Annotated in this window: 22 protein-coding genes; 3 read left to right on the top strand and 19 right to left on the bottom strand. The window is 38.1% G+C overall.

Translation table 11 applies throughout. The annotated features are described in order from the left end of the window. The first annotated feature begins 153 nt into the window (after positions 1 to 153). Positions 154 to 2,034 carry an LPXTG cell wall anchor domain-containing protein gene (locus tag EEI45_RS03285; protein ID WP_125164135.1) on the top strand — a complete coding sequence of 627 codons (1,881 nt, stop codon included), beginning with the start codon at positions 154 to 156 and terminating at the stop codon, positions 2,032 to 2,034. Between the two features lie 35 nt (positions 2,035 to 2,069). Here EEI45_RS03285 and EEI45_RS03280 read toward each other — a convergent pair whose 3' ends face one another. From EEI45_RS03280 to EEI45_RS03255, 7 genes are all read right to left on the bottom strand, one after another. Next, positions 2,070 to 3,371 (bottom strand): class II D-tagatose-bisphosphate aldolase, non-catalytic subunit, encoded by a 1,302-nt coding sequence (locus tag EEI45_RS03280; RefSeq protein ID WP_125164134.1) that lies wholly within the window; start codon positions 3,369 to 3,371, stop codon positions 2,070 to 2,072. A 142-nt stretch (positions 3,372 to 3,513) separates the two neighbouring features. Then, complete coding sequence (locus EEI45_RS03275; RefSeq protein ID WP_125164133.1) at positions 3,514 to 4,830, bottom strand: uracil-xanthine permease family protein; 1,317 nt, start codon at positions 4,828 to 4,830, stop codon at positions 3,514 to 3,516. Between the two features lie 233 nt (positions 4,831 to 5,063). Then, positions 5,064 to 5,627 carry an accessory gene regulator B family protein gene (locus EEI45_RS03270; RefSeq protein WP_125164132.1) on the bottom strand — a complete coding sequence of 188 codons (564 nt, stop codon included), beginning with the start codon at positions 5,625 to 5,627 and terminating at the stop codon, positions 5,064 to 5,066. A gap of 79 nt (positions 5,628 to 5,706) precedes the next feature. Then, positions 5,707 to 7,002 carry a sensor histidine kinase gene (locus EEI45_RS03265; protein WP_125164131.1) on the bottom strand — a complete coding sequence of 432 codons (1,296 nt, stop codon included), beginning with the start codon at positions 7,000 to 7,002 and terminating at the stop codon, positions 5,707 to 5,709. Then, positions 7,003 to 7,293, bottom strand: coding sequence for a LytTR family DNA-binding domain-containing protein (locus EEI45_RS09050; protein ID WP_228410505.1), 291 nt, complete (start codon positions 7,291 to 7,293; stop codon positions 7,003 to 7,005). After that, entirely contained in the window at positions 7,268 to 7,702 is a 435-nt protein-coding gene (locus EEI45_RS09045) for a LytR/AlgR family response regulator transcription factor (RefSeq protein ID WP_228410504.1), read from the bottom strand. The genes EEI45_RS09050 and EEI45_RS09045 overlap by 26 nt, the downstream gene beginning before the upstream one ends. A 95-nt stretch (positions 7,703 to 7,797) precedes the next feature. Beyond that, positions 7,798 to 7,908 carry an AgrD family cyclic lactone autoinducer peptide gene (locus EEI45_RS03255; protein ID WP_018580021.1) on the bottom strand — a complete coding sequence of 37 codons (111 nt, stop codon included), beginning with the start codon at positions 7,906 to 7,908 and terminating at the stop codon, positions 7,798 to 7,800. A gap of 533 nt (positions 7,909 to 8,441) precedes the next feature. On the opposite strand from EEI45_RS03255, the gene EEI45_RS03250 reads away from it, so the two are divergent. Further along, positions 8,442 to 8,942 carry an FUSC family protein gene (locus EEI45_RS03250; protein ID WP_125164130.1) on the top strand — a complete coding sequence of 167 codons (501 nt, stop codon included), beginning with the start codon at positions 8,442 to 8,444 and terminating at the stop codon, positions 8,940 to 8,942. A gap of 39 nt (positions 8,943 to 8,981) precedes the next feature. Here the strand turns inward: EEI45_RS03250 and EEI45_RS03245 are convergent, their stop codons facing one another. The 8 genes from EEI45_RS03245 to EEI45_RS03220 all read right to left on the bottom strand — a co-directional run bounded on the left by EEI45_RS03245 (position 8,982) and on the right by EEI45_RS03220 (position 16,718). Then, positions 8,982 to 9,515, bottom strand: a complete 534-nt coding sequence (locus tag EEI45_RS03245) for a TetR/AcrR family transcriptional regulator (RefSeq protein ID WP_125164129.1) — start codon at positions 9,513 to 9,515, stop codon at positions 8,982 to 8,984. A 140-nt stretch (positions 9,516 to 9,655) separates the two neighbouring features. Continuing rightward, positions 9,656 to 10,183: a dihydrofolate reductase family protein gene (locus tag EEI45_RS03240; RefSeq protein WP_228410503.1), complete on the bottom strand. Its 528-nt coding sequence runs from the start codon at positions 10,181 to 10,183 to the stop codon at positions 9,656 to 9,658. Between the two features lie 25 nt (positions 10,184 to 10,208). Beyond that, positions 10,209 to 10,802 (bottom strand): PepSY domain-containing protein, encoded by a 594-nt coding sequence (locus EEI45_RS03235; RefSeq protein WP_125164127.1) that lies wholly within the window; start codon positions 10,800 to 10,802, stop codon positions 10,209 to 10,211. A gap of 111 nt (positions 10,803 to 10,913) precedes the next feature. Further along, the gene (locus EEI45_RS03230; protein ID WP_125164126.1) at positions 10,914 to 11,762 is read right to left on the bottom strand and encodes an undecaprenyl-diphosphate phosphatase; all 849 of its coding nucleotides are present in this window, start codon (positions 11,760 to 11,762) and stop codon (positions 10,914 to 10,916) included. Positions 11,763 to 11,872: 110 nt separating this feature from the next. Continuing rightward, positions 11,873 to 12,082: a hypothetical protein gene (locus EEI45_RS09040; RefSeq protein ID WP_228410502.1), complete on the bottom strand. Its 210-nt coding sequence runs from the start codon at positions 12,080 to 12,082 to the stop codon at positions 11,873 to 11,875. A 270-nt stretch (positions 12,083 to 12,352) separates the two neighbouring features. Then, complete coding sequence (locus EEI45_RS09035) at positions 12,353 to 13,918, bottom strand: Ig-like domain-containing protein (protein WP_228410501.1); 1,566 nt, start codon at positions 13,916 to 13,918, stop codon at positions 12,353 to 12,355. Next, positions 13,915 to 16,284: a S8 family serine peptidase gene (locus tag EEI45_RS09030; RefSeq protein ID WP_228410500.1), complete on the bottom strand. Its 2,370-nt coding sequence runs from the start codon at positions 16,282 to 16,284 to the stop codon at positions 13,915 to 13,917. Before EEI45_RS09030 ends, EEI45_RS09035 begins: the two co-directional genes overlap by 4 nt. Before the next feature lie 233 nt (positions 16,285 to 16,517). Beyond that, the gene (locus EEI45_RS03220) at positions 16,518 to 16,718 is read right to left on the bottom strand and encodes a cold-shock protein (protein WP_003775691.1); all 201 of its coding nucleotides are present in this window, start codon (positions 16,716 to 16,718) and stop codon (positions 16,518 to 16,520) included. Positions 16,719 to 16,947: 229 nt separating this feature from the next. Between EEI45_RS03220 and EEI45_RS03215 the strand changes: the two genes are divergently transcribed. Beyond that, complete coding sequence (locus EEI45_RS03215; RefSeq protein WP_125164125.1) at positions 16,948 to 18,018, top strand: endonuclease/exonuclease/phosphatase family protein; 1,071 nt, start codon at positions 16,948 to 16,950, stop codon at positions 18,016 to 18,018. Positions 18,019 to 18,098: 80 nt separating this feature from the next. On the opposite strand, the gene EEI45_RS03210 is transcribed toward EEI45_RS03215, so the two are convergent. From EEI45_RS03210 to EEI45_RS03195, 4 genes are all read right to left on the bottom strand, one after another. After that, positions 18,099 to 18,518, bottom strand: a complete 420-nt coding sequence (locus EEI45_RS03210; protein ID WP_125164124.1) for a hypothetical protein — start codon at positions 18,516 to 18,518, stop codon at positions 18,099 to 18,101. 123 nt (positions 18,519 to 18,641) lie between these two features. Further along, positions 18,642 to 19,112 carry a PTS sugar transporter subunit IIA gene (locus tag EEI45_RS03205; RefSeq protein WP_125164123.1) on the bottom strand — a complete coding sequence of 157 codons (471 nt, stop codon included), beginning with the start codon at positions 19,110 to 19,112 and terminating at the stop codon, positions 18,642 to 18,644. Between the two features lie 179 nt (positions 19,113 to 19,291). Beyond that, complete coding sequence (locus EEI45_RS03200; RefSeq protein WP_228410499.1) at positions 19,292 to 20,674, bottom strand: PTS transporter subunit EIIC; 1,383 nt, start codon at positions 20,672 to 20,674, stop codon at positions 19,292 to 19,294. Beyond that, positions 20,674 to 21,345 carry an N-acetylmannosamine-6-phosphate 2-epimerase gene (locus EEI45_RS03195; RefSeq protein WP_125164122.1) on the bottom strand — a complete coding sequence of 224 codons (672 nt, stop codon included), beginning with the start codon at positions 21,343 to 21,345 and terminating at the stop codon, positions 20,674 to 20,676. The genes EEI45_RS03200 and EEI45_RS03195 overlap by 1 nt, the downstream gene beginning before the upstream one ends. Between the last annotated feature and the right edge of the window lie 11 nt (positions 21,346 to 21,356).

The raw sequence follows: 21,356 nt of genomic DNA, 5'->3' as shown, positions 1-21,356 counted from the left end.
GGATGCTCGCATCCCTTTTTTATTTGTCCAGATAATGTAATTTGTGTAGTTTATGTAGGTTTTATAACATCTATGGTGTTTTTTATGACAGATAACCCATTCCAAACGGACTTGGATTATACAATGGTTCTATCAAAGAATGGAGAACCAGTTATGAAAAAAACCTTACAAAAACTAAGTCTTGGACTTATCACCGCAGTTTTAGTATCGACAACATTTACCGCAGTATCTGCGCAAGAACCAACCATCGTCGAAGATGTCATCATCGACCAAAAATTTGCGCATGCATCCGGACGTGTTGATTCCGACTTTTTCTATTATGAAGTTGTAAACAACAATAACGGGAAAAATACCGAACGCTTTGATGGTTACGACTTTAATGCCAACTTCAGCCTTAAAACCGCTCCTGAGGGACGAGGTTTAAAATATGTCACCAATGCAATCGATCATGTCTATTACAAGAAAGATTGGTATGGCGGGGACCGCAAAGCCGCTACTGCGATGGTATGGGATAATGAAGAAGGACAATGGAAAGTACCAAACCCTTGGGTTGATATTGATGGGAATCCATTGGCAACAGTAACCCCGGGGAATCCAAATGGCATTCGACTTCGCATGTTTGATACCGGTAAAGGTGCCTTGGCTCTACGTCCGAAATCTGAAACACCCCTCGCTGAAACGGGTCTGTCTGGTCCGTACCAATCCCTTTTGAATGGTGGTTGGAATTTAAAAGAAATCTCATTTAACAGCAAAGACAACAACGTGCTTGCATTTGATTTATTTGATGGCGAAACAAATATCGTAAATAATGGAAAAATCTTTGAAATCAGCCAAGAAAAAGATGAATCATTATGCCCTCATGCCCATGGTGCTTGGCATTCATTTAGCTTCGGTAATTATGTTTACTATGAAGTGGAAAATGATGCAAAGATTTCATATGAGCCTTTAACCATTCAAGATTCTTATAATCTTGATGAATCACTAACACTCAGCACATCAGCATCCATCACCGCACCGGTAACGTTTAAATTAAACTATCAATGGCAAGTAAGTGCCGATAACGATGTCTTTACCTATCTTGAAAACGAAAACGAAGCAACACTTTCACTTCAAGCAACAAAAGACAACGATGGCGCATTCTACCGCCTTGTGATCGGTGTTGATCGTTCAAGCACCGAAGTTACAACAAATGCCGTACAACTCAATGTAAATAAAAACCTTCTCTCATTTAATACACAATTAAGTGATGTTGTAAATCCTGAGTCACAATACCGTTATGCTCAAGAGTCCGTAGGAACCTTCCCAACCCTATCTCATGAAACGCATAAGTTTATTGGATGGACTTACGATCAAGAAGGATTACAACCTGTAACAGAAACCGACACGCTTAAAGGGGATACTGTTTTATATGCTTCTTGGAATCGAAGCCATGCATTAAAGCTTGTGGTCGATTCAAGCATTGAATACAAACTGGGTACTGTATGTGAAGAAACAGACTTCCTGCGAGATATCAACTCTCATGTGCGTCGTGTGGATGCATCCCGTATGCTTGCACAAATTCAACTAACTTCAAATTTTGATACCGTTGTGAATTTAAACCAACTTGGCAATTATGAAGTTACAGTATCCGTTTCGGATCCCACAACTTATAGTGTTTCCGAACAGAAGGTTATGGTAGGAATTGTGGATGGCGATGTGGAAACACCAACACCATCACTTCCAGAAACAGAAACACCCATTAAACCCAATCCTCGCCCGGAAACAAAACCCGAAGTAAAACCTAACTTACCACAAGGTCCAACACATATACAATCCGAAAACAACCTTGAAGAACGTGTTGAAAATGGAAATATCACAACATCAAAAAATACGGTCTTTGTAATTAATGATAACTCGGGACAGATTCATAGTAATGATGCGGTCGATATGGATTCACTTCCTAATACAGGAATGAATGCGAGTATCAAACCCTTTATCGGTCTTGGTATTGTCGTAGTTGGTATGTTCATGGCGACACGTCGCCGTAAAGACTAAAAAAACCCATTCCAATTAGAATGGGTTTTCTTTAACTAAGCTTCAAGCTCATCAACATGCGTTGCATATTGATAATCATCAAGGGAAAGCTTGATGTAATCTTTAATGAGGGCATCCGCATGATTCTCTACGATACCATCTTTAATACGACGGTATTGGTATGGCATGTATTGTGAGATCAATGTCATTGGAATTTCCACAGCATCTAAGTTTGCAACAAGTTTTGTAATCGCTGCTTGAACTGAAGGTACCGGCAAGTAGTAACGTGCACGATCACTGTAGCTGTATTTACGTTTAATAAAGAGTTCTGCTTCGGTTCCATGGTAATGTTTTTGCCAGTTACCCGGTTGGTCAAGCATTGCTGCTTCTAAAACATCCACAAAGTTTGATGGATCCGTACAGATTTGGCTTTCGATATGTGCAAGGGCAAAGAGTGCTTCACGGTATGCAAACGTTAATGCTGGCCCAACCTTCAAGATTGTGATACCATCTTCAACCATTTCACGTAGATGTGTCGGTGTTTGATAGTCTGTTGAATGACCTTCAAATACAAATGAATCAAATTCACGTTTTAACGTATCTGTAAGTTCTTTTGCATTTTCACGATTGTATTGGAATAAATCCGCATCACCAAACTCAACACCCGGTTGTACAACAATACCAATTACTGAATCAAATACTTTTTCCACATTGGCTGCTTTAAACGTTTCTTGGAATACACGGTATGTTTCTTTAAATGCTTCAGGAGATGTTACTGCTAAAGTATCTTCTTCCTCTTGAGCACCACCTGGAATTGGCACTTCACTACCAATAATAAATGCAGGGAATACTGCTTCGGGATCTTCTTTGAGTAAATCATCATAAGCTTCTAAACAAACTTTTGCCATCATTGCTGAACGACGTGCAATAGTTTCATTTGATAACACTTCTTCAGTGCTATCATCTGCAACACGCATTGATGTATCTAAGTGAATTTTTGTAAAGCCTGCACGAACATAAGCATAGACTAAGTCACATGCATTTTTCATTGCTTCATCTTCATTTAAATCCGTCCATGTTAAAGGACCTAAATGGTCACCACCAAGAATAATGCGTGATTTGTCATATCCAACTTTGTCGGATAATTCATAAACAAACGCTTTAAAATCAGCAGGTTGCATGCCTGTATAACCACCAAATTGATTTACTTGGTTTGCAGTTGCTTCGATTACTACTGAAGAATTGTGTTCTTTTGCGAACTCTAATGTTGCTTCAAGTACGGGTCCGCTTGCCGTACATGCAGAATAAACACCCACAGGACGTTTATTGTTTAATAAAAATAATGGATTTTTTTTCATCTATGTCACCTCTCGAGTATAGATTATCATGTTCAACGTAACAGTGATTTAGTTTAATAAACAATTCAGTTGTACTTTTCGATTTACGTTTGAAAAATGCAAACGAAACATTCGAAAGAAAAAAACGGCCGAAGCCGTTTTTTTAATAAGTCTCTTTTATTTCTTTTGGTTTATCGATGAAATTTAAGAATAGGTTTAAGAGAATTCCGACAATCGCCGCTAAACTCATCCCTGTTAATGACGTTTGTGATGTAATTTGAACACTCGCACCACCTAGACCAATCACCAACATGGATGCAACGGCAACCAAGTTTTTCATATCGGAGAGATCGGTACGATCTTTAATCAGCACCTTTATACCGTTTGATGCAATTAAGCCATAAAGCACAATCGTCATACCACCAATAACAGCCCAAGGAATGCTTGTGATAAAGGCTTGAACCCAACCTAAGAATCCAAGTAAGATTGCGAAGATTGCAGCCAATCCGGTTACATACACTGAACCAACACCGGTCATTGCAATAACGCCTGTATTTTCACCGTAAGTCGTGTTAGCCGGACCCCCAAGGGCAGCCGAGACAAATGTAGCCAATCCATCACCTAAAATGGTACGGTTTAATCCTGGACTATCAAGATAATCTTCACCCGTAATCTCACCGAGAACTACGTGATCTCCAATGTGTTCCGCAATCGTTACAAGCGCTAATGGTGCGAAAGCCGCAACGGCTGTGAAATCAAGTTTATATGTTCCAATAAATTGGAATTTTGGAATTTGGAAGAAACTGTATCCTTGGAACACGGTACCCAGATCCACCAGTCCTAAAGCAACTGATGTAAAGTATCCTACAAAAATAGCGACTAAGAATGGAACAACTTTAATAAAGCCCTTTCCTTTAATTGAGACGAGCACAACACTCATAAATGTTACAAATGCTACTAAAGGAACTTTCCAAGCAGCACCCTGTACACCAAGATATTTACCTTGTTCTAAGAGAACATCAATACCCATTAAACCTGCTTCTTTAACCGCTGTTGGTGCAAGGGATAATCCGATAATCACAATCATCGGCCCTACAACAAAGGGTGGTAATAATTTCTTAATCCAACCACTACCCGTAAATGTAATGATGATGGAAACAACTAAGTAGATAAGACCTACAACCATAAGACCGGTATAAGCACTTGCTGCGCCTCCGGTTGAAGCGATTGCGGCAGCAACACTTCCAATATATGCAAAGGAGCTTCCTAAATAAATTGGAACCTTAGCACCTGTACATAGAATGTAAATCAAGGTACCGATACCACTTGCGACCAGTGCGACCCCTACATCCAATCCCGTTAAAAATGGAACGAGAATGGTTGCCCCAAACATCGCAAAAACATGCTGCAAGCTTAGAATAATCCACTTGCTTGTTGAGCTGGGTTTTTCTTGAACCCCGACTGTAAGATTATGACTCATGTGTAAAACCTCTTCTTTCTCCCGTATGGTCTTTTATACAAAAGGACACCCGAAGGTGTCCTTTAAGTTTAAATAAGGTAAAAAGCAGCTTTATGCATCATAATACAAAAGTTGACTGCGTACCTTGTTGTGCTCTCTGTCACAACTTAAAGGACTCATACTATCGAGATTATAGCATAGGTTTAAAGATAAATACAACCGTAATTTAAAGATCTTAATTGTTCTGGGTATCCTTATGCTTCGCGAAGATGAATAATTTGGCCAAACGCAAACGTTATCGTAACCACCATAATGACATTCATCACCACTAAAACAATATCAAAGATACTTGGGAGTGCTAAAGCAAGAATAAATAAGATGAAACACATGATAATAATGTAACTCATAAATCCGGTGTTTTTATTTAGGCGAATGTTATTGCGGTTAAATAAAAATACAAGCATGATTGATCCACAAAATGCTGATGATAAGAGCATATAAGGAACCTTGAAACTCGTGTCAATCACACTTGGACCAAATACCGAGAAGACATAGGCAATCACCGTCATAGTAAAACATCCCAAAAAGGTACTTGAGTGGAACGTATCATCCAAACTCCGCAAAGCCCCTAACATCACAACAAACGCCAGTGTGGGTCGAAAGCAATGAAATACAATCCCCATTAGAATGATAAAACCAAACGTAAAAAGATTGGACATCACAACTTCCAAAGCAAAACGCATGCGATCACAATCATCTTCATCAATATACCCGTATTTATAAAAATTATGACTTAGTTTCAATGATATTTTTTTCATGTAACACCTCTATTTGTATTATATGAAAAAAAGATACTTGATAAATCGAAATGGTTTATATTGTATCTTTTTATGCATATTATGATGATTTGGAAAGGATTAGCGTTAATTTGAAATAATCATCTTCAATCTTGCTATCCATTTTCCCCATATATTTTTCGGTTGTTTCTTTCATGGCAACCATTCCAAAACCACGTTTATCCCCTAACCGTTTTGATGACAGATAAACGCCATCTTTTATACGTGGCATTTCATGAAATGTATTCAAGACTTGAATCTTACAGAACTGACTGTTTTCTTCAAGATATAGTTTAACGACCCGTCGTTCACACTTACCTGCAGCTTCTATCGCATTATCCAATGCATTCCCAAGCAACACCGTTAAGTCATAGGGTTCAATTTGAAATTCAGAAATACCAACCCGCGTAACAAAATGAATATGTGGGTTTTGCGTGATTTTAGAGTTTACGATTGCATTTATAACCGGATTGGGAGTGTTCACATACGTCTTTAAAGCTTCATGATGAATCAGCTCATGAATGTAATTCCGCGCTTCATCATCCTTTCCCGATTCAATCATATAGGAAAGTGAGGCCATGTGGTTTTTAAGATCATGTTTAAGTTTCATGACTTCCACATCGGATTCAACACGCTCCACTTCTCGTTTTTGATAGAGATTGAATGCATCGATCATCGTTTGATATGTCTCGTTTTTTACTTTCATTTCAAAATAGTTACTGATAATCATAAACATAATCGAGATTAAGATTGTTTGGATAATAATAAAATAGAAAATAAGATTTTTCGAAATAATGTAGTCCTGAGTTAACACAATATCAAAAAGGACGATAATTACGAGCAGATTAACCACGAGGTAACCCAATGTATAGTTGGAAACAAAAATATCTTGAGTAAACTGCTTGGGGCCTAAAAATCGACGCAACAACTCAATGAGAATGATTGTAATGGTCTTAATACCAAACATCACAATCATTCTTAATTCGGTTGCCCCCATTAGCACATCAACATGAATATTGGTAATTTTAACGACTGCGGAAATTACCAGAATCGTGATAATACCTAAGAGAAGATAATAGACAATGGCGGACATTACTTTCGCAAACACACTACCATCAAACAATACAAACACATAAACAATTAGTAAAACACCCATAATAATCGAAACAAAAGAAGAAAACGCGGTCGAAACGGTGGCACTAAAAATCAAAAAGGATGTTAGGAAGGTAACACCCCAGAATTTAAATTTATGATTATCTTTAGTTGTAAGAAAGACTTGCGCAGCTCTAAAAAGCAACAATACATCTAAAAGACAAAACAATGCTTCCCCAATCAGCATCATGCCTTCATTTGTCATCTACAATCGCTCACTTTCTACTAAGAAATCTAAATAATTTTGATATAAATTTTTAAACTGACCGCGCGATACTTCAATTACGTCATCATATCCCTTCAGTTTAATAACGCCCTTTCGCATTTCTTGAATATACATCATATTCACAATATAGCGACTGTTAGGTTGGATAAACATTGATTCAGGCAAACTTTCATAGACCTTCGTCAAACTAGTGGACTTCATAACATACGACTCATCTTGAGTATAAATCGTAATATTACGGTTTTCATAGAGCGCAAAAACAATCTCCATAAGCTCCAAATTTAAAAACAATACTATCGCGTTGGGTTAAGCGCGTCGTAAGCTGAATTAACGCCTCTGGCAACTGTAAATCCAATTCTTGCTTTAAGATATAGTCATAGACATTAAGCCCAAAAGCGTCCTTAATATAGCCCTCATAGGAGGTGATAAAGATAACGACTGTACTTGGACTATCCAAAGAAAGACGTTTCGCTAATTCAACGCCATTTCGAGAACCCAATTCGATATCCAATAAAACAATATCGATCTTGGTCTGTTTTACACACGACAACACATCATCTGGATTATCAAAGATTAAGACACGATAATCAATATCTCGGCTAAGCAGTGTTTGATTCACAACTTCCCGAAGACGATCATGCATGATCGTTTCATCATCAACAATTGCTATTTTAATCATAACCATACCATTCCTTTGCCTAAATTATAGCATAACCTTTCCCTATAATTGAACCATAAAAAAACCTTGGTCCGTTACTAACCAAGGTTTTTTTATTATTTTTTCTTTGGCAATTCCGGCTTATAGAAAGACCATAGCGATAATGTTGTTGCTTGATCTGAAATTTTCAACAGACCCTGTACAACGTGATTAACTATTTTTTTCATTGGCCTCCTCCTTCCGCCCCAAAAATCTGTATTGCTTCACATCCCCTTGATCAAAACAAATTTTGGTACGATGTGCTTCGTTTACATCAATGATAGAATGCAAACGGATCGTTATTCGTAATAACTGAAGTAACAATGCTTGACTATATGGTCAAGTATAACCAAGCGATAAAATCGATTATGTGCGATATAATGATTTATAGGAAGTCAATATATTATTTAGAATATCCCACCATACCTAAATAAGAGCTCCGAAGTGTGTTCATCTTCGTTTAAACATTCCTAACTGTTACTTAACTTTATCGAAAAGCAGTCGTCTCACCAAAGACGGTTGCACACGATTCATCACACACTGATGAATCATTATTATGGTGTGTGCTGCATACATACAAAGAAGGTTATGATTTTTTTTTGTATTGTTATGCAAACCTATAATAACGGAAGAATGACATATTTTGATATTTTATGTATAATTTGTATGAAATTAAGGATATTTTGTATTTTTACACAAAAAAAGAAACTTGAGGTGCCAAATGGACACGAAATATTTACCTGGATTACGAATTCTCAAAACAACCCTTGCGGTTGCAATTTGTCTTATTGTTGCTTGGACATTAGATTATCCTGCTCCCTTCTATGCAGCAATTACTGCCGTATTGATGATGAAATCATCGCCTGAGCATGCTGTACGTGCTTCACTCGATCGAATATTAGGTACCCTCTTTGGAGGGATTATCGGTATCCTCTTTCTTCTTATTACCATCTATTTTAATATCCCTAATGATTCCTTAGGATACACCGTATTGATTGTACTGGTACTACTAGTTGATCTAACGTTATGTAAAATATTAAACCTTCGCGAATATGCAACATCCATGTCCGCAATTTTGGTTCTTGCGGTACTCCTTAATCATAATGGCACACAAGGGGATGCCATCCAATACATGATTCGCCGGATTCTAGAAACATTATTCGGAATCTTTATCTCGGTCATTATTAATAAGTACATTAATCATAAAGAAGACCTGTCTTAAATTTAAAAAGTCTCAACTACCGCAATCGTTGAGACTTTTTTAGTAAGCTACAATTCCATGTAGTAGCATCTGCATTGTATTTTCGACGGCTTCTTTTTGCGTTACATTTCCCACATACACCTGAACCCATGCAATTGAAACATAATTATTGATGGTATTGATAATCCATACTTCATTAACGTTTTGATTCAACATCTTCTTTTTATACATTTTAATTACAACAGTATAAAGGGGCTTAAGGATTGCATGACATTCTTGTCGAAGTTCATCCGAATTCAGACCATCCGGATAATAATATAAGAAGTACACGCGATCACCCAATTCAATCAGTACATCTACAATATCTTTTAAAGATTCAAATAAATCCAGTTTACGTTCAAGTCCCTTTAGGGCTGTATCAATCTCCTCAATACAAGCGCGAGCCATTACGTCATAAAGCTCATCACGCCCTGTAAACGTACGGTGAAACGTCGCGCGACTGATACCGGCATTTTTTGCGATATCATTTACCGTAGCGGTCGGATTCATAATTATAAAGGGCACAGTTCTTCGAATAATTTCTTGTTGTTTCATCATAACCTCTTTGCGACATAAGTGTGTCATTCCACTTATAAAACAACTGCCACATGGACAAGTCAAGGAAATTTGCGGTCATTTTTCACACTTATTTCATAATTAAATTGATTCCGTATCAAAACAACAAAAAAGCGCACTTAATCGCGCTTTCGATACTTCATATAAACCAACTGGCCCTTTGTATCACTTTCAATTAGATCAAGGTGGTGGCTGTTTATCGATTCATCAAATAATGGAATCCCCTTCCCCAGTAAAACCGGAGCAACCGCAATCCAATATTCATCAATAATCGCTGATGCCACAAGTTCTGAAACTAACATTCCACCACCAACAATCCAAAGATCCTTGCCTTCTTGTTGCTTTATGGCATTCAGTACTCCAACAACATCGTCCGAGATGATTGCCATGTTTTTACGCAGTTTTATATCCTGTGATGAAACAACATAGGTAAAGGAATCCTCATACGGATAGACATCCGGTGAAAGTACTTCTGTAACCTGTTCGTATGTTTTCCGCCCCATGACGACGGTATCAATGGATTTGTAGAACCAATCATAAGTATCATCATCTAAAGAGTTATAAGGGTCTAACCAATCAATAGCTCCCTTCTCATCCGCGATATAGCCATCCAGACTCATGGCAATGAATAGTTTAATTTGTCTCATCATACCACTTCCTAAGTTCTACGAACTAGTCTTCGCGCATCACTTTACCCGTCATCGCATCAATTTTAATATCGATCGATTTTTGATGTGCACCAACAATCTCAACCTCATAGACTAAGGCATCATCCTTCTTCTTGAGTTCAACTTCCACAAAATGTCCAGGCTTAACTTTTAATGCTTGATGCATTGCATCCGAAACAGGAATCACCGTATCAAATTCATCCCGCGTAAATCCATCCCGTTCAACCTCAAGCTGTTCTTCATGGTCCAAGTATTCATTTGTCTCCGAAAGAATGGCATGATTACTATTAAATACGATTTCAACTTCACTACCTTCAATCGCTGCCTTAACCTCATAGACTCCCTCTTCATGAAGGGGTCCGTAGGCAACTTCCGTAATGATTGATTGTTCATCGTGTAACGAGAAATAAAAATCAAGTGCATCTTCGAAGGAAACTTCAGGGAGATGGTTTGGATTTTCTGTATTTGGTTTGATTGGTGGAAGCTTTTGAACTTCTTTATCAACGGGATGTGGCTTTATCGAAGTCGCAGTTTTCCCGCGATCGGAGCACCCAGCAGTAATCCCTAACATCAAACAAATACAAATGATCTTTCTCATGTCGACAGTCCTTCCTCATTATCTTCTATTTACATTTTAGCACACACATCTCATAACAACTGTGTGTTGTATTGTGATTTTAATAAAAAAAGAAGCCGAAGCTTCTCTATTTTAGAATAACAGTGGTTTCACAACATAGAAGAACAGTAAAACAATTACCCCTAAAACAATTCGATAAACACCAAATGCTTTAAAGTCATTCTTCTTAAGATAATTTAATAGGAAAAGGATTGCGAATACCGAAACGATAAAGGACACAACCATTCCGACAACTAGTAAGCCAAACTCAGAGAACATAAATCCATTCCCTTTAATGAAGAACTTCGCTAATTTTAAAATACTTGCCCCAAACATAACGGGTACTGCCAAGAAGAATGTGAATTCTGTAGCGACAATGCGGGACACACCAATAATCAATGCCCCAACGATTGTTGCACCGGATCGTGATGTCCCTGGGAATACAGCTGCAATTAATTGGAATAGTCCAATAATCAATGCCGTTTGATATGTAATTTCAGAAATTTTTGTGATTTTTGGTTTCGCATTTTTATTGCGATTTTCAACAACAATGAAAATTACCCCGAATAAAATTAACATAATTGCGACAACGGTCGGATTATACAAATGTGCGTCAATCCAGTCATCAAATAGAATTCCAACAATTCCAGCTGGAATGCAAGCAACCACGATCTTTAACCACATATTGATGATGTCTTTTTCGACAGTTATGTTTCCCGCTTTATTTTTCTTAAATGGGAACAGCTTATGCCAATAAATAACGACCACGGCGAGAATTGCACCTAATTGTATCACCACAAAAAACATGGATTTAAATTCAGGTCGTGCATTCAATTTTAAGAATTCATCTACAAGAATCATATGACCTGTACTACTGATAGGTAACCATTCTGTAATTCCTTCAACGATACCGAGGATTATAACTTTTAATAACTCAATCAAACTAGAGTCCTCCTATTTATATTATGCCTATAACAGACTATGATTAGAATAACATATTGAGGACTTGTTGTGATGAATTTGGTGTAAATTTTAGTAAAACATCATGATTGTTATTTTATGTGATTCTTTTTATCACTTATAATTCGTAACACAAGACCTAATCCTAAAAGTGTATAACCACGATATTGAGGTGTAATACCTGTTTGCGGTAAAGATTCACTTACGATACCAAAATGAACTACTGGTTTTTCAGGTTTGACACCTTCATCACGTGATGGTGGTGAAACAGGATCTTTGGGTTTAATAATTGGTTTTTTCAAATCGTCAATTGGTTTTAATCCCCCATCTAGAGGTTCTTTTGGTTCTTTTGGTTTTATTGGGTCTACAGGATCCGCTGGTTTTACGGGATCTACGGGATCTTTTGGTTTTACGGGATCTTTGGGATTTTCGGGATCTTTGGGCTTTTCGGGATCGATTGGATTTGTGGGAACAACTGGATCGATTTCTATGGGTTCCGGTTTGGCTTTAACCGTAACCGCGACGGATTGTTCTTCACCATCTTTAGTGCGATAACGGATGTCCGTTTGACCTTATTTAAGCCCTTTAAACATCATATCCTGACCATTATTTTGAGGTGTTCCTTCAAGATATGCTTCATCCCAAATCCATTTTCCTTGAGCTGGTTTCGGACTGAGTTTAAAGGTATTCCCTACTTCAACGTCCATTGAACTCGGTAAGTTTTTAATGACCAAAACAAGTTGGTTCAGGGATTGTTTGAGCTTGTCGACCATATTATCAATAAGATTTTGATCAATCCCTTTTTGATTGCGAAGTGTTTTCGCTTCTTGAAGTGTGGTCATTAAGTTCGTAAAGGAAGTTTGGGTGTAATCGGCAGCATTTAAATTGGATGCTTGACTGATTAGAATATCTAATTTTTTCATATCCAAGCCCCCTACTTTTACTTTCGCAACGGCTCGTGTTCCATTTTTAAGTTCCGCAATGACTGCAGCTTCACCAGCATGCTCCCCTGTAAATTTAAGGCCGGCTATGCTCACGTGTTCCTCGTTGCTTGTAAGTAATCGTGTTACAACTTCAGGATTGCTTGGATCATTGTTTTCTATTGTAAATTTCGGAGCAACAACCGTTCCCGAATTAATTTCGTAGACGTTTTTCTCAAAGCTTAGCGTTGATTTGTATTGTGGTTGATCCACAACTTCAACCTCATACTCTAATTTTTCGTACGCATTTTGAACCGTAATTTTTGCTTTACCGTTTTGATGGGCTTCAATTTCGCCCGTATCAAGAGCTGAAACAATGTGTGGAGCATCCGAATCAAAGGTACGTGTTCCCTCTAACTCATAAGATACAAGCTTACGTTTTTCTCCAACCTTCATTTGAAGTTTCAGCGATTCTTCTTCAAATACTTCGATAAGTGCAACAAGATCAATGCCATTTTTATCTTGGATTTTAATAAAAGTCGCTCCAGGTTTAATGCCCGTTACAAGTCCTTTATCATTCACACCCGCAACATCACGATCTTCCGATTCAAACGTTGGTGTCTGCCATTTAAAATTACCTGGTTCAAGTTGAATTTGTTCACTCACTTTTATTTTAAACTCATCCACTTTAAGGTGTGGTTTGGGTGTGCCGGGTACCACAGTTTTATAATTGGTTTCAAGCATTCCGGCATCAACTGCGGATATCACAACTTCTTGACCTTTTAAATTCGTCACATCCACATCAAAGGCATGACGGGATACAAGATCATAGGGTGTATACTGTTTCTTTAGCGGACGGTTTACTTGGACTTTGTCATTATAAACAGGATAAAGGGCAGTTTGCGTTAAAAATGTATTATCACTGCTTTCCACATGCATCATCACCGTTCCATTTTTTTCTGTAAACTTAATTTTATCTTGTGGAATGACCGGTTTTGTATGATCGATATGAATTGTATGAACAAGTTCTTGATCAATTCCTTTACGATATCCCAAATCAGCACTGATTTTTAAATCATAGCGACCTTCTGGGAGCGGATTTTTATGTTGATCTAGGCCTGTAAAGGTTGAGAAAGGCCAGAAAAGGATGTTTGGAACTTGTTTTCCATAGGTATTGTTGTAGAAGGTTTTACGAATATTTGGACGTTCTTCTTTCATAATGACCTGTTTTGTTTGTTGGTAATTTCCATGGTCATGGATTCAACATTTCTTAATTGACCTAAATTAATTCCATTCAACTTATCAAACAAGCCATCTCCATTTGGAGAGAGTACAAAACGACTTGGATTTGTATGAATCATCCGACGATCAAAAATATTACCACCCATGGGCATTTTGTCAGAACGATAACGGTGTGCATAGTTACTTGCACGGACACCCATCTCATATTCCGCGGCATGATCAAAGAGGGGTGGCTTTTCCCAATCACCATAAAACGCTAAGAATGGAATGCTGATTTGTGGATGACTGGCATGCGTGAGTTGTACAAAACCTTCCACATACGTGCCATTTTCAAATTCCTGGTTGAGTCGATTTTTTTCAGCTTGGGTAAGTTGAACGGTAATCGATACATCCTTTGTTTCCTGCGGCTTAACCGTCACCGATGTAGATCCTGAACGTGTTACATCCGCACTTCGGTTATCATCCGTCATAAACACACGTTCGCGATGATCATCCATGATACTGCGTTTGATTGTGGGTACACTCACTTTTTCTTGAATTTGATACGTTTCGGCTTGTGTTCCGATATTGGTAACTTTAAATTTCAACGTATAATTACCCGTTTTGTTTTGGTCATCTCCCAATTCGATTTTAGGGCGATTGGAGCCATCATGATTTTGCTTTGGATCAACACTTAAATAAACTGGGGTCTTAATAGCAGCATTAATATCCATCATCCCTGCCCCTTGTTTTCGAACCGGTTGGGGCGCACCATCTTTTTGTACAATTGGATGGGCGGTACTCATCAATAGATTATTGGTAAGTTCCATTTTTTGAATGTTGGTAAGGCTTCCAAATTTATCATTTAAGTATTGTTTCATTAATGCGGATGCCCCTGCAACATGCGGTGTTGCCATGGATGTTCCGGACATCTCATCATAATTACGTCCATTTAATCTGGGCATCGCGGAACGTATCCATGCCCCTGGCGCTGAAATTTCTGGCTTAATACTAATGTTAGGGGTTGTCCCGATACTGGAGAAACCAGAAAGGGTGACTTGAGTTGGATCAACGGTCTTACTTCCCGGACGATATTTCGTATTATTCACACTTGCTACAGATACCGGAGACGCATACGTTGACGGACTCCCAACAATACCGTGGTCGGGATCTGAAGCAAGCGTTAAATCATTCCCATATAAGTTTTTCACAGCAGCGGACATGGCATTTCCAGCCGCAACATCAAGGACAATACCGTTATCTCGAATACGATTATACATATGGTTTGTAGGCTTGTAGGCATCATGCATAAACCCCGCATCACTACCCAAACTCATATTAATGACATCAACGCCTAAATAAACACAATCTTCCAATGCCGATACCAAGCTAATATCACTGGCCCCACCGCCTTTATCGCTAAACACTTTAAAAATCATGAGTTGCGCCTCCGGTGCAACTCCTCTAAAATCTGCTTGATCTTTTCCCGCTACAGTTCCTGCAACGTGAGTTCCATGGGCTAAACGTCCATAATTATGCGCACTCGGATCAACAATCGGATCGTTATCGGCATAGTCATAAACAAATGGAACTTTATCATTGATATAAACATGATCTACAGTAAGTCCAGGTGTATTGGCTGTCGCCTTGAGTTTTTTATTATTTAAAACCGTTTGGATCTTTTGTTTATTAATTCTAAATTGTGTTGGTGCTACCGCAAAGGCAGGATGTCCTGTATCAAGACCCGTATCCAAAACCGCTACCACAGTATTCTCTCCTTTGTAGTGTGATTGCGTCCAAACGGTATCCGAACCAATGGTACGATTACTATCAACCATTGGTTCGGGAATGTCATAGGTTTGACTGACAAAAGCACTCTTAACGCCCTCGATATCTTTTATTAAATTAAGATCATCCAAGGATGCTTTCAGAGAAAAACCATTCATAACCCGTGTAAAATTACGCTCTACTTCCACATCCTTTTGAATCACTTCAGAAATCTTATCAACTACAACGTCATGAGATTTGATTAAGTTTTCTTCGAGGTCTTGAGCTTGTTTGGTTTCTGAAAACGCCCCTAAACTACCAACCCTATGGATCTCATTTTCGTAATCTAAAATTGGTCGTGCTTCCAGTTCTACGATAATATCGACTGGGTCACTGGGATCAACTGAAACCTCAGATGCTTCCTCTTCAACATCCGTCGCTTCTTCATCCAGAATCGCTTGAACGATCGATATATCATCCACTGGTGTGAGTTCTGCACCAATTCCTTCGTCATTTGCACGGATATTTGTGCCGGTTGTAATCACTAAAAGAAGTGAAAGAACTATGGGCATCATCGCTTTAAATCGTTTCTTCATAAAATCACCGCTATCCTTATATATAGTATTTATTATTTTCTTTTTTTTATAATACATGAATTATTTTTTGATAGGTTAAGATTTAAGAAAGTTTCCAAAATCATCAAAAATCGCGTGATTTTATATCAAATTCAGAGAAATTTAAGTACAACATTGCCCATATAAAACAAAAAATGTCTCTTTAAAGACACAAAAAAACTCTCGTTTCCGAGAGTTAAATGATAATGTTTTAATTAAGCAACTTTAACGTTGATAGCTTTATCACCACGTGTATCACTTTCAATATCGAAAGTAACAACATCACCGTCATTTAAAGTTTTAAAACCATCACTGATAATTCCTGAGTAGTGTACGAAAATTTCTTTTCCACTGTCAGTAATGATGAATCCAAAACCTTTATCTGCATTAAAGAATTTTACTTTTCCTGATTCCATAAGTATGCCTCCAGTTCTAGTTAATTAAGAAGGTCATGCTTACCTTGTTCACACAATTGCAATGAGTATCTTATAACTTCTAAAGTATATCACAACATCTTCCCAATTACTACTAAACATTTAAACTTATTCATTTCTCACCAAAATCCCATATTTAAAAGTTTCATCCATTTATCTTGTTGCTTCCAACAATCTAACGTAAAATTAATCTATAGAAATGAGGATGCCTATGAAGAATCTATTTAAATTAATAATCAAAGTGGTCTTAGCTTTTTTACTGATTGTTCTAATTGTGCTGGGTGGATTTATAACCTATGCTTTTGTTACCGATTATAAGCCTGAGCCGCGCATTCAACTCGAGATTGATCAGGGAACCCACCAGTCCACGATTACAACGGATAAACTCTATTCAATTTTAACGTATAATATTGGCTATAGTGCTTTAGGAAAAGATCAAGACTTCTTTATGGATGGCGGAAGTAAAGCTGGGGCTGATTCCTACGATGAAGTGATGACAAATATGGATGCGATCAATCAATTCTTCATCAAGCAAGATCCTGATTTTGCGTTCTTTCAAGAAGTTGATTTATCCGGTAATCGCAGTTATGACATTAATCAGTATGAATTGTTGCGTAAAACCGAATACAACGGTATTTATGCTCCCAATTACAAAGTGAAATACGTACCGGTTCCTTTTACACATCCAATGGGTGGAGCAGAAAGTGGTATTGTAACCCTTTCAAAATCCGTTCCAACGCTTTCTGAACGTTATCGTTTTGATGGAGAAGAACCAATGATTAAACAATTATTTGATCTAAAACGAGCATTTAGTATTACGCGCTATCCAACGGATAACGGTAAAGAACTCGTTCTTATTAACGCTCACTTCTCTGCTTTTGATGAAGGCGGTAAAGTCCGTGTTCAACAACTTGCCCAAATGCGTCATGTGTTTGAAACCGAGTATGCTCAGGGAAATTACGTTATTTTAGGTGGTGACTTTAATCATGAGTTACCGACAACGGATGCGCAACAATTTCGTTGGACGGATGCTTATCCAGATTGGATTATGAAGCTTCCTGACGACTTTGCACCCAAAGGGTATCATTGGGGTGTAGATCCTACAAATCCTTCGGTACGGGCCGTCGATAAGGCTTACCGTCCTCAAGAGACCTTTACCGCAGTCATTGATGGTTTCCTTGTATCGGATAATATTGAAATCAAGCAAACAATTGGACATGGAACACTTAACTTTGAACATTCCGATCACAACCCGGTATCCATGACCTTTAAGTTAAAATAAAAAAAGTAGCCATACGGTTACGTTTTTTACTAGGACCAACGTTTGGATCAAGCATATGATTGCATCCAATTGTCTTATCTTTAATCATGGGGTAAATGATCGACTAATTTCTTAAATACAGCATGACCTAACGGTTGGCAATGAATCACGTCACTTTTAAAGGTATGCATATTTTCAAAGCGGAGCGTCATTTCTGAATCCTGTACAGTAATGTGATAGTCATTAAAATCATAACGTTTTTTGACACGAAAGAGTTGGTACGAAATAATACGGGTATCATCCAGTTCAAATCGAATGGCATCCTTAAGAATAATAAAATAAATACACAAAATAGAGACAACTCCACCAAGAGATACATAGATGCCTAAAACATTGGCCCAATCAAGGCGTGTTTGGTTTTGAAGGATCAATGTAAGCACGCTTAAAAAAACAAAGATTATTAGAGCACTTAGAAGATACCTGTTTAAAACACGTGTCAGAGGTCGTTTAAACGTTCTCATCATGACCCTCCTTTTTGTAAGATTATACAAAGTTAACACGAAATTTTAGTTAAGAACGTGTGATATTTTTATACAAAAAAACACGTTTCAACGATTGTCGATGAAACGTGTTTTGTATATTATCTATTGAATTGTGAGAAGGTCTGCTGTTGAGGGATCAACAGCTTCATCTTCTTTATGAAGTGTAATGGTTTGTCCTGATGTAAAGATAAAAGGACTTACTAAGGATTTGCCTTGTGCTTTCACAAAGTCGATATCAACATGCGTTAAGACATCGCCTTGTTTCACCTTATCACCTTGTTGTACTACAGCATGAAATCCTTCACCTTTTAATTCTACCGTATCAATACCAATGTGTATGAGAACCTCAATCCCTGAATCCGTTAGAATACCGAATGCATGACCTGTAGGAAAAATCATCGTAACCTCTCCACTCATTGGCGCAACAATTTCACCATCTGTAAGTTCGATTGCGTAACCATCACCCATCATTTTTTGAGAAAAGACTTGATCTGGAACCGACGTTAATGAACGTGCAATTCCAGTTCCAAATGCTTTCATTGTTTCTTCTTTTTTCTTAAATCGTTCAAACATGGTGAACCTCCATTTATATTTTAAAAATTCTGTTCAAACTCGTACTTATGTTAGTAACGAAACCTACTCGTCAATACCTAAGATATCAACAATATTATTTTTATAGAGAATTGCTTTCGCGCCATAAATCGCTTGAATGCCATCTCCAACCACAAGTACATCCGTAGCACCAAGTGCTTTTAAACCTCCTTGTTTACGCCATCTTGAGATTTTACCGCTACACGCAAACGTGTAATACATGCGTCAACATCTTCAATATTTTCTTGACCACCAAGATATTCAATAATCTTAATGGAGTCATCTTTTAATGAATCTTTCGTTGTAACCGCTGCTTCTGGAGCTGCCTCATCTTCACCACGACCTGGTGTTGGTACATTGAATTTCAAGATATATGTCTTGAATACAAAGTAATAAATTACAAACCAAAGTGCCCCTACTGGTAAGACATAGAGACAGTGTGTTTTAGCTTGCCCTTGTAAGATTCCAAAGAGTAAGAAATCAATAAATCCACCTGAGAATGTGTTCCCAATTGAAATACGAAGAACATCCGCAATTAAGAAGGATACACCGTCTAAGAACACGTGAATTACATAAAGGACTGGAGATACAAATAAGAACATAAATTCAATCGGTTCTGTAATCCCTGTAATAAATGATGTAAGTGCAACACCTAAGAATAAACCACCATATTGTTTGGCTTTATCTTTCGGTACACAGTGATACATTGCAAGACATGCTCCAGGTAAACCAAACATCATCGTTGCGAAACGACCTGCAAAGAATCGCGTTCCTTGTGTATAAAGACCGACATGGTTTGGATCTGCAAGTTGCGCAAAGAATATTTTTTGAGCACCCGCTACAGAAACACCATTTACAACTTCAACACCACCAAGCTCTGTAAACCAGAACATTGGATAGATCATGTGGTGAAGCCCTGCAGCACCACATAAACGCATTAAGAATCCGTAAAGGAATGTTCCGATAGGACCTAAAGTAGCAATAAAGTCACCGCAACTTACAAGAAGTTGTTGGAAGGGAGGCCAAACAAGATAGAATGCGGCTCCTACAAAAATTGCTGCAAACGAAGTAATAATTGGCACAAAACGGGATCCTCCAAAGAATCCAAGAACTTGTGGCAATTGAATATTGTGGTATCGGTTATGGAAATATACCGCAACACTACCGATTACAATACCACCAATAACACCAGTATCAATCGCTGCCCCTTCAGGACTAAAAATCCCAAGAAGCGCCGTCATGGTTCCATTCATGACAAGATAACCAACAACACCCGCTAAAACCGCTGTTGCTTTATCTTTTTTCGCAAGACCTGCACAAAGACCAATTGTTAAGAGTAATGCAAGATTTCCAAATACAGTACTTCCGGCTGCAGACATAACTTGGAATACAGCCTGTAAGATTGGTTGATTTAAAAATGGATAAGCTGCTACAGTATTTGGGTTTGATAGTGCTCCCCCAATCCCTAAGAGCAATCCAGCAGCTGGAAGGATTGCAATTGGCAACATAAATGATTTACCAATTTTTTGTAGTTGTTTAAACATTATTTCTCCTTAATCGCTTCTATAAAGCGTGTCGCAATTTCTTGAGGACGGGTAATGGCACCCCCTACAACAGCACTATGAACCTTTAAATCCATAATACGTTTTAATTGCTCGGGATAATGTATTTTCCCTTCCGCAATTACGGGAACCTTTACCGATTGAACCATCTTCTCTACCAGTTCAAAATCCGGTCCATCAACATTTTTAGAATACGATGTGTAGCCTTCAAGTGTACATGAAACACAATCGAAACCAATACGTTCTGCCTCGATGACTTCTTCAAGAGTTGAGCAGTCTGCCATTGCTAGACGTCCACCATCATGAATTTGTTTGACGAGGTCTTCCGTTTTCACGCCCATGGGACGAACACGGTTTGTTGCATCAAGTGCAATCATTTCACATTCCGTTTCAAGAAGTGCTTCAACCTCTTGATGTGTTGCAGTGATGAACACTTCACTGCCTTCATAGTTTTTCTTAATAATACCAATGACCGGTAAATCTACCATCTTTTTAATTTCATTGATATCATTAACCCCTTGAGCTCGAATTCCTACAGCACCTGCTGCCTTTGCAGCAATCGCCATACGACCCATAATCATCGAGCTTTGTAACGGTTCCCCATCAAGTGCTTGACAAGAAACAATAAGTCCGCCTTTCACAGCTTCTAACATAATCTAACCTC

The sequence above is a fragment of the Erysipelothrix piscisicarius genome (assembly GCF_003931795.1).
Lineage (GTDB): Bacteria > Bacillota_I > Bacilli_A > Erysipelotrichales > Erysipelotrichaceae > Erysipelothrix > Erysipelothrix piscisicarius.
The sequence above is the reverse complement of the archived record's forward strand: the minus strand, read 5'-3'. Positions and strand labels throughout refer to the sequence as shown.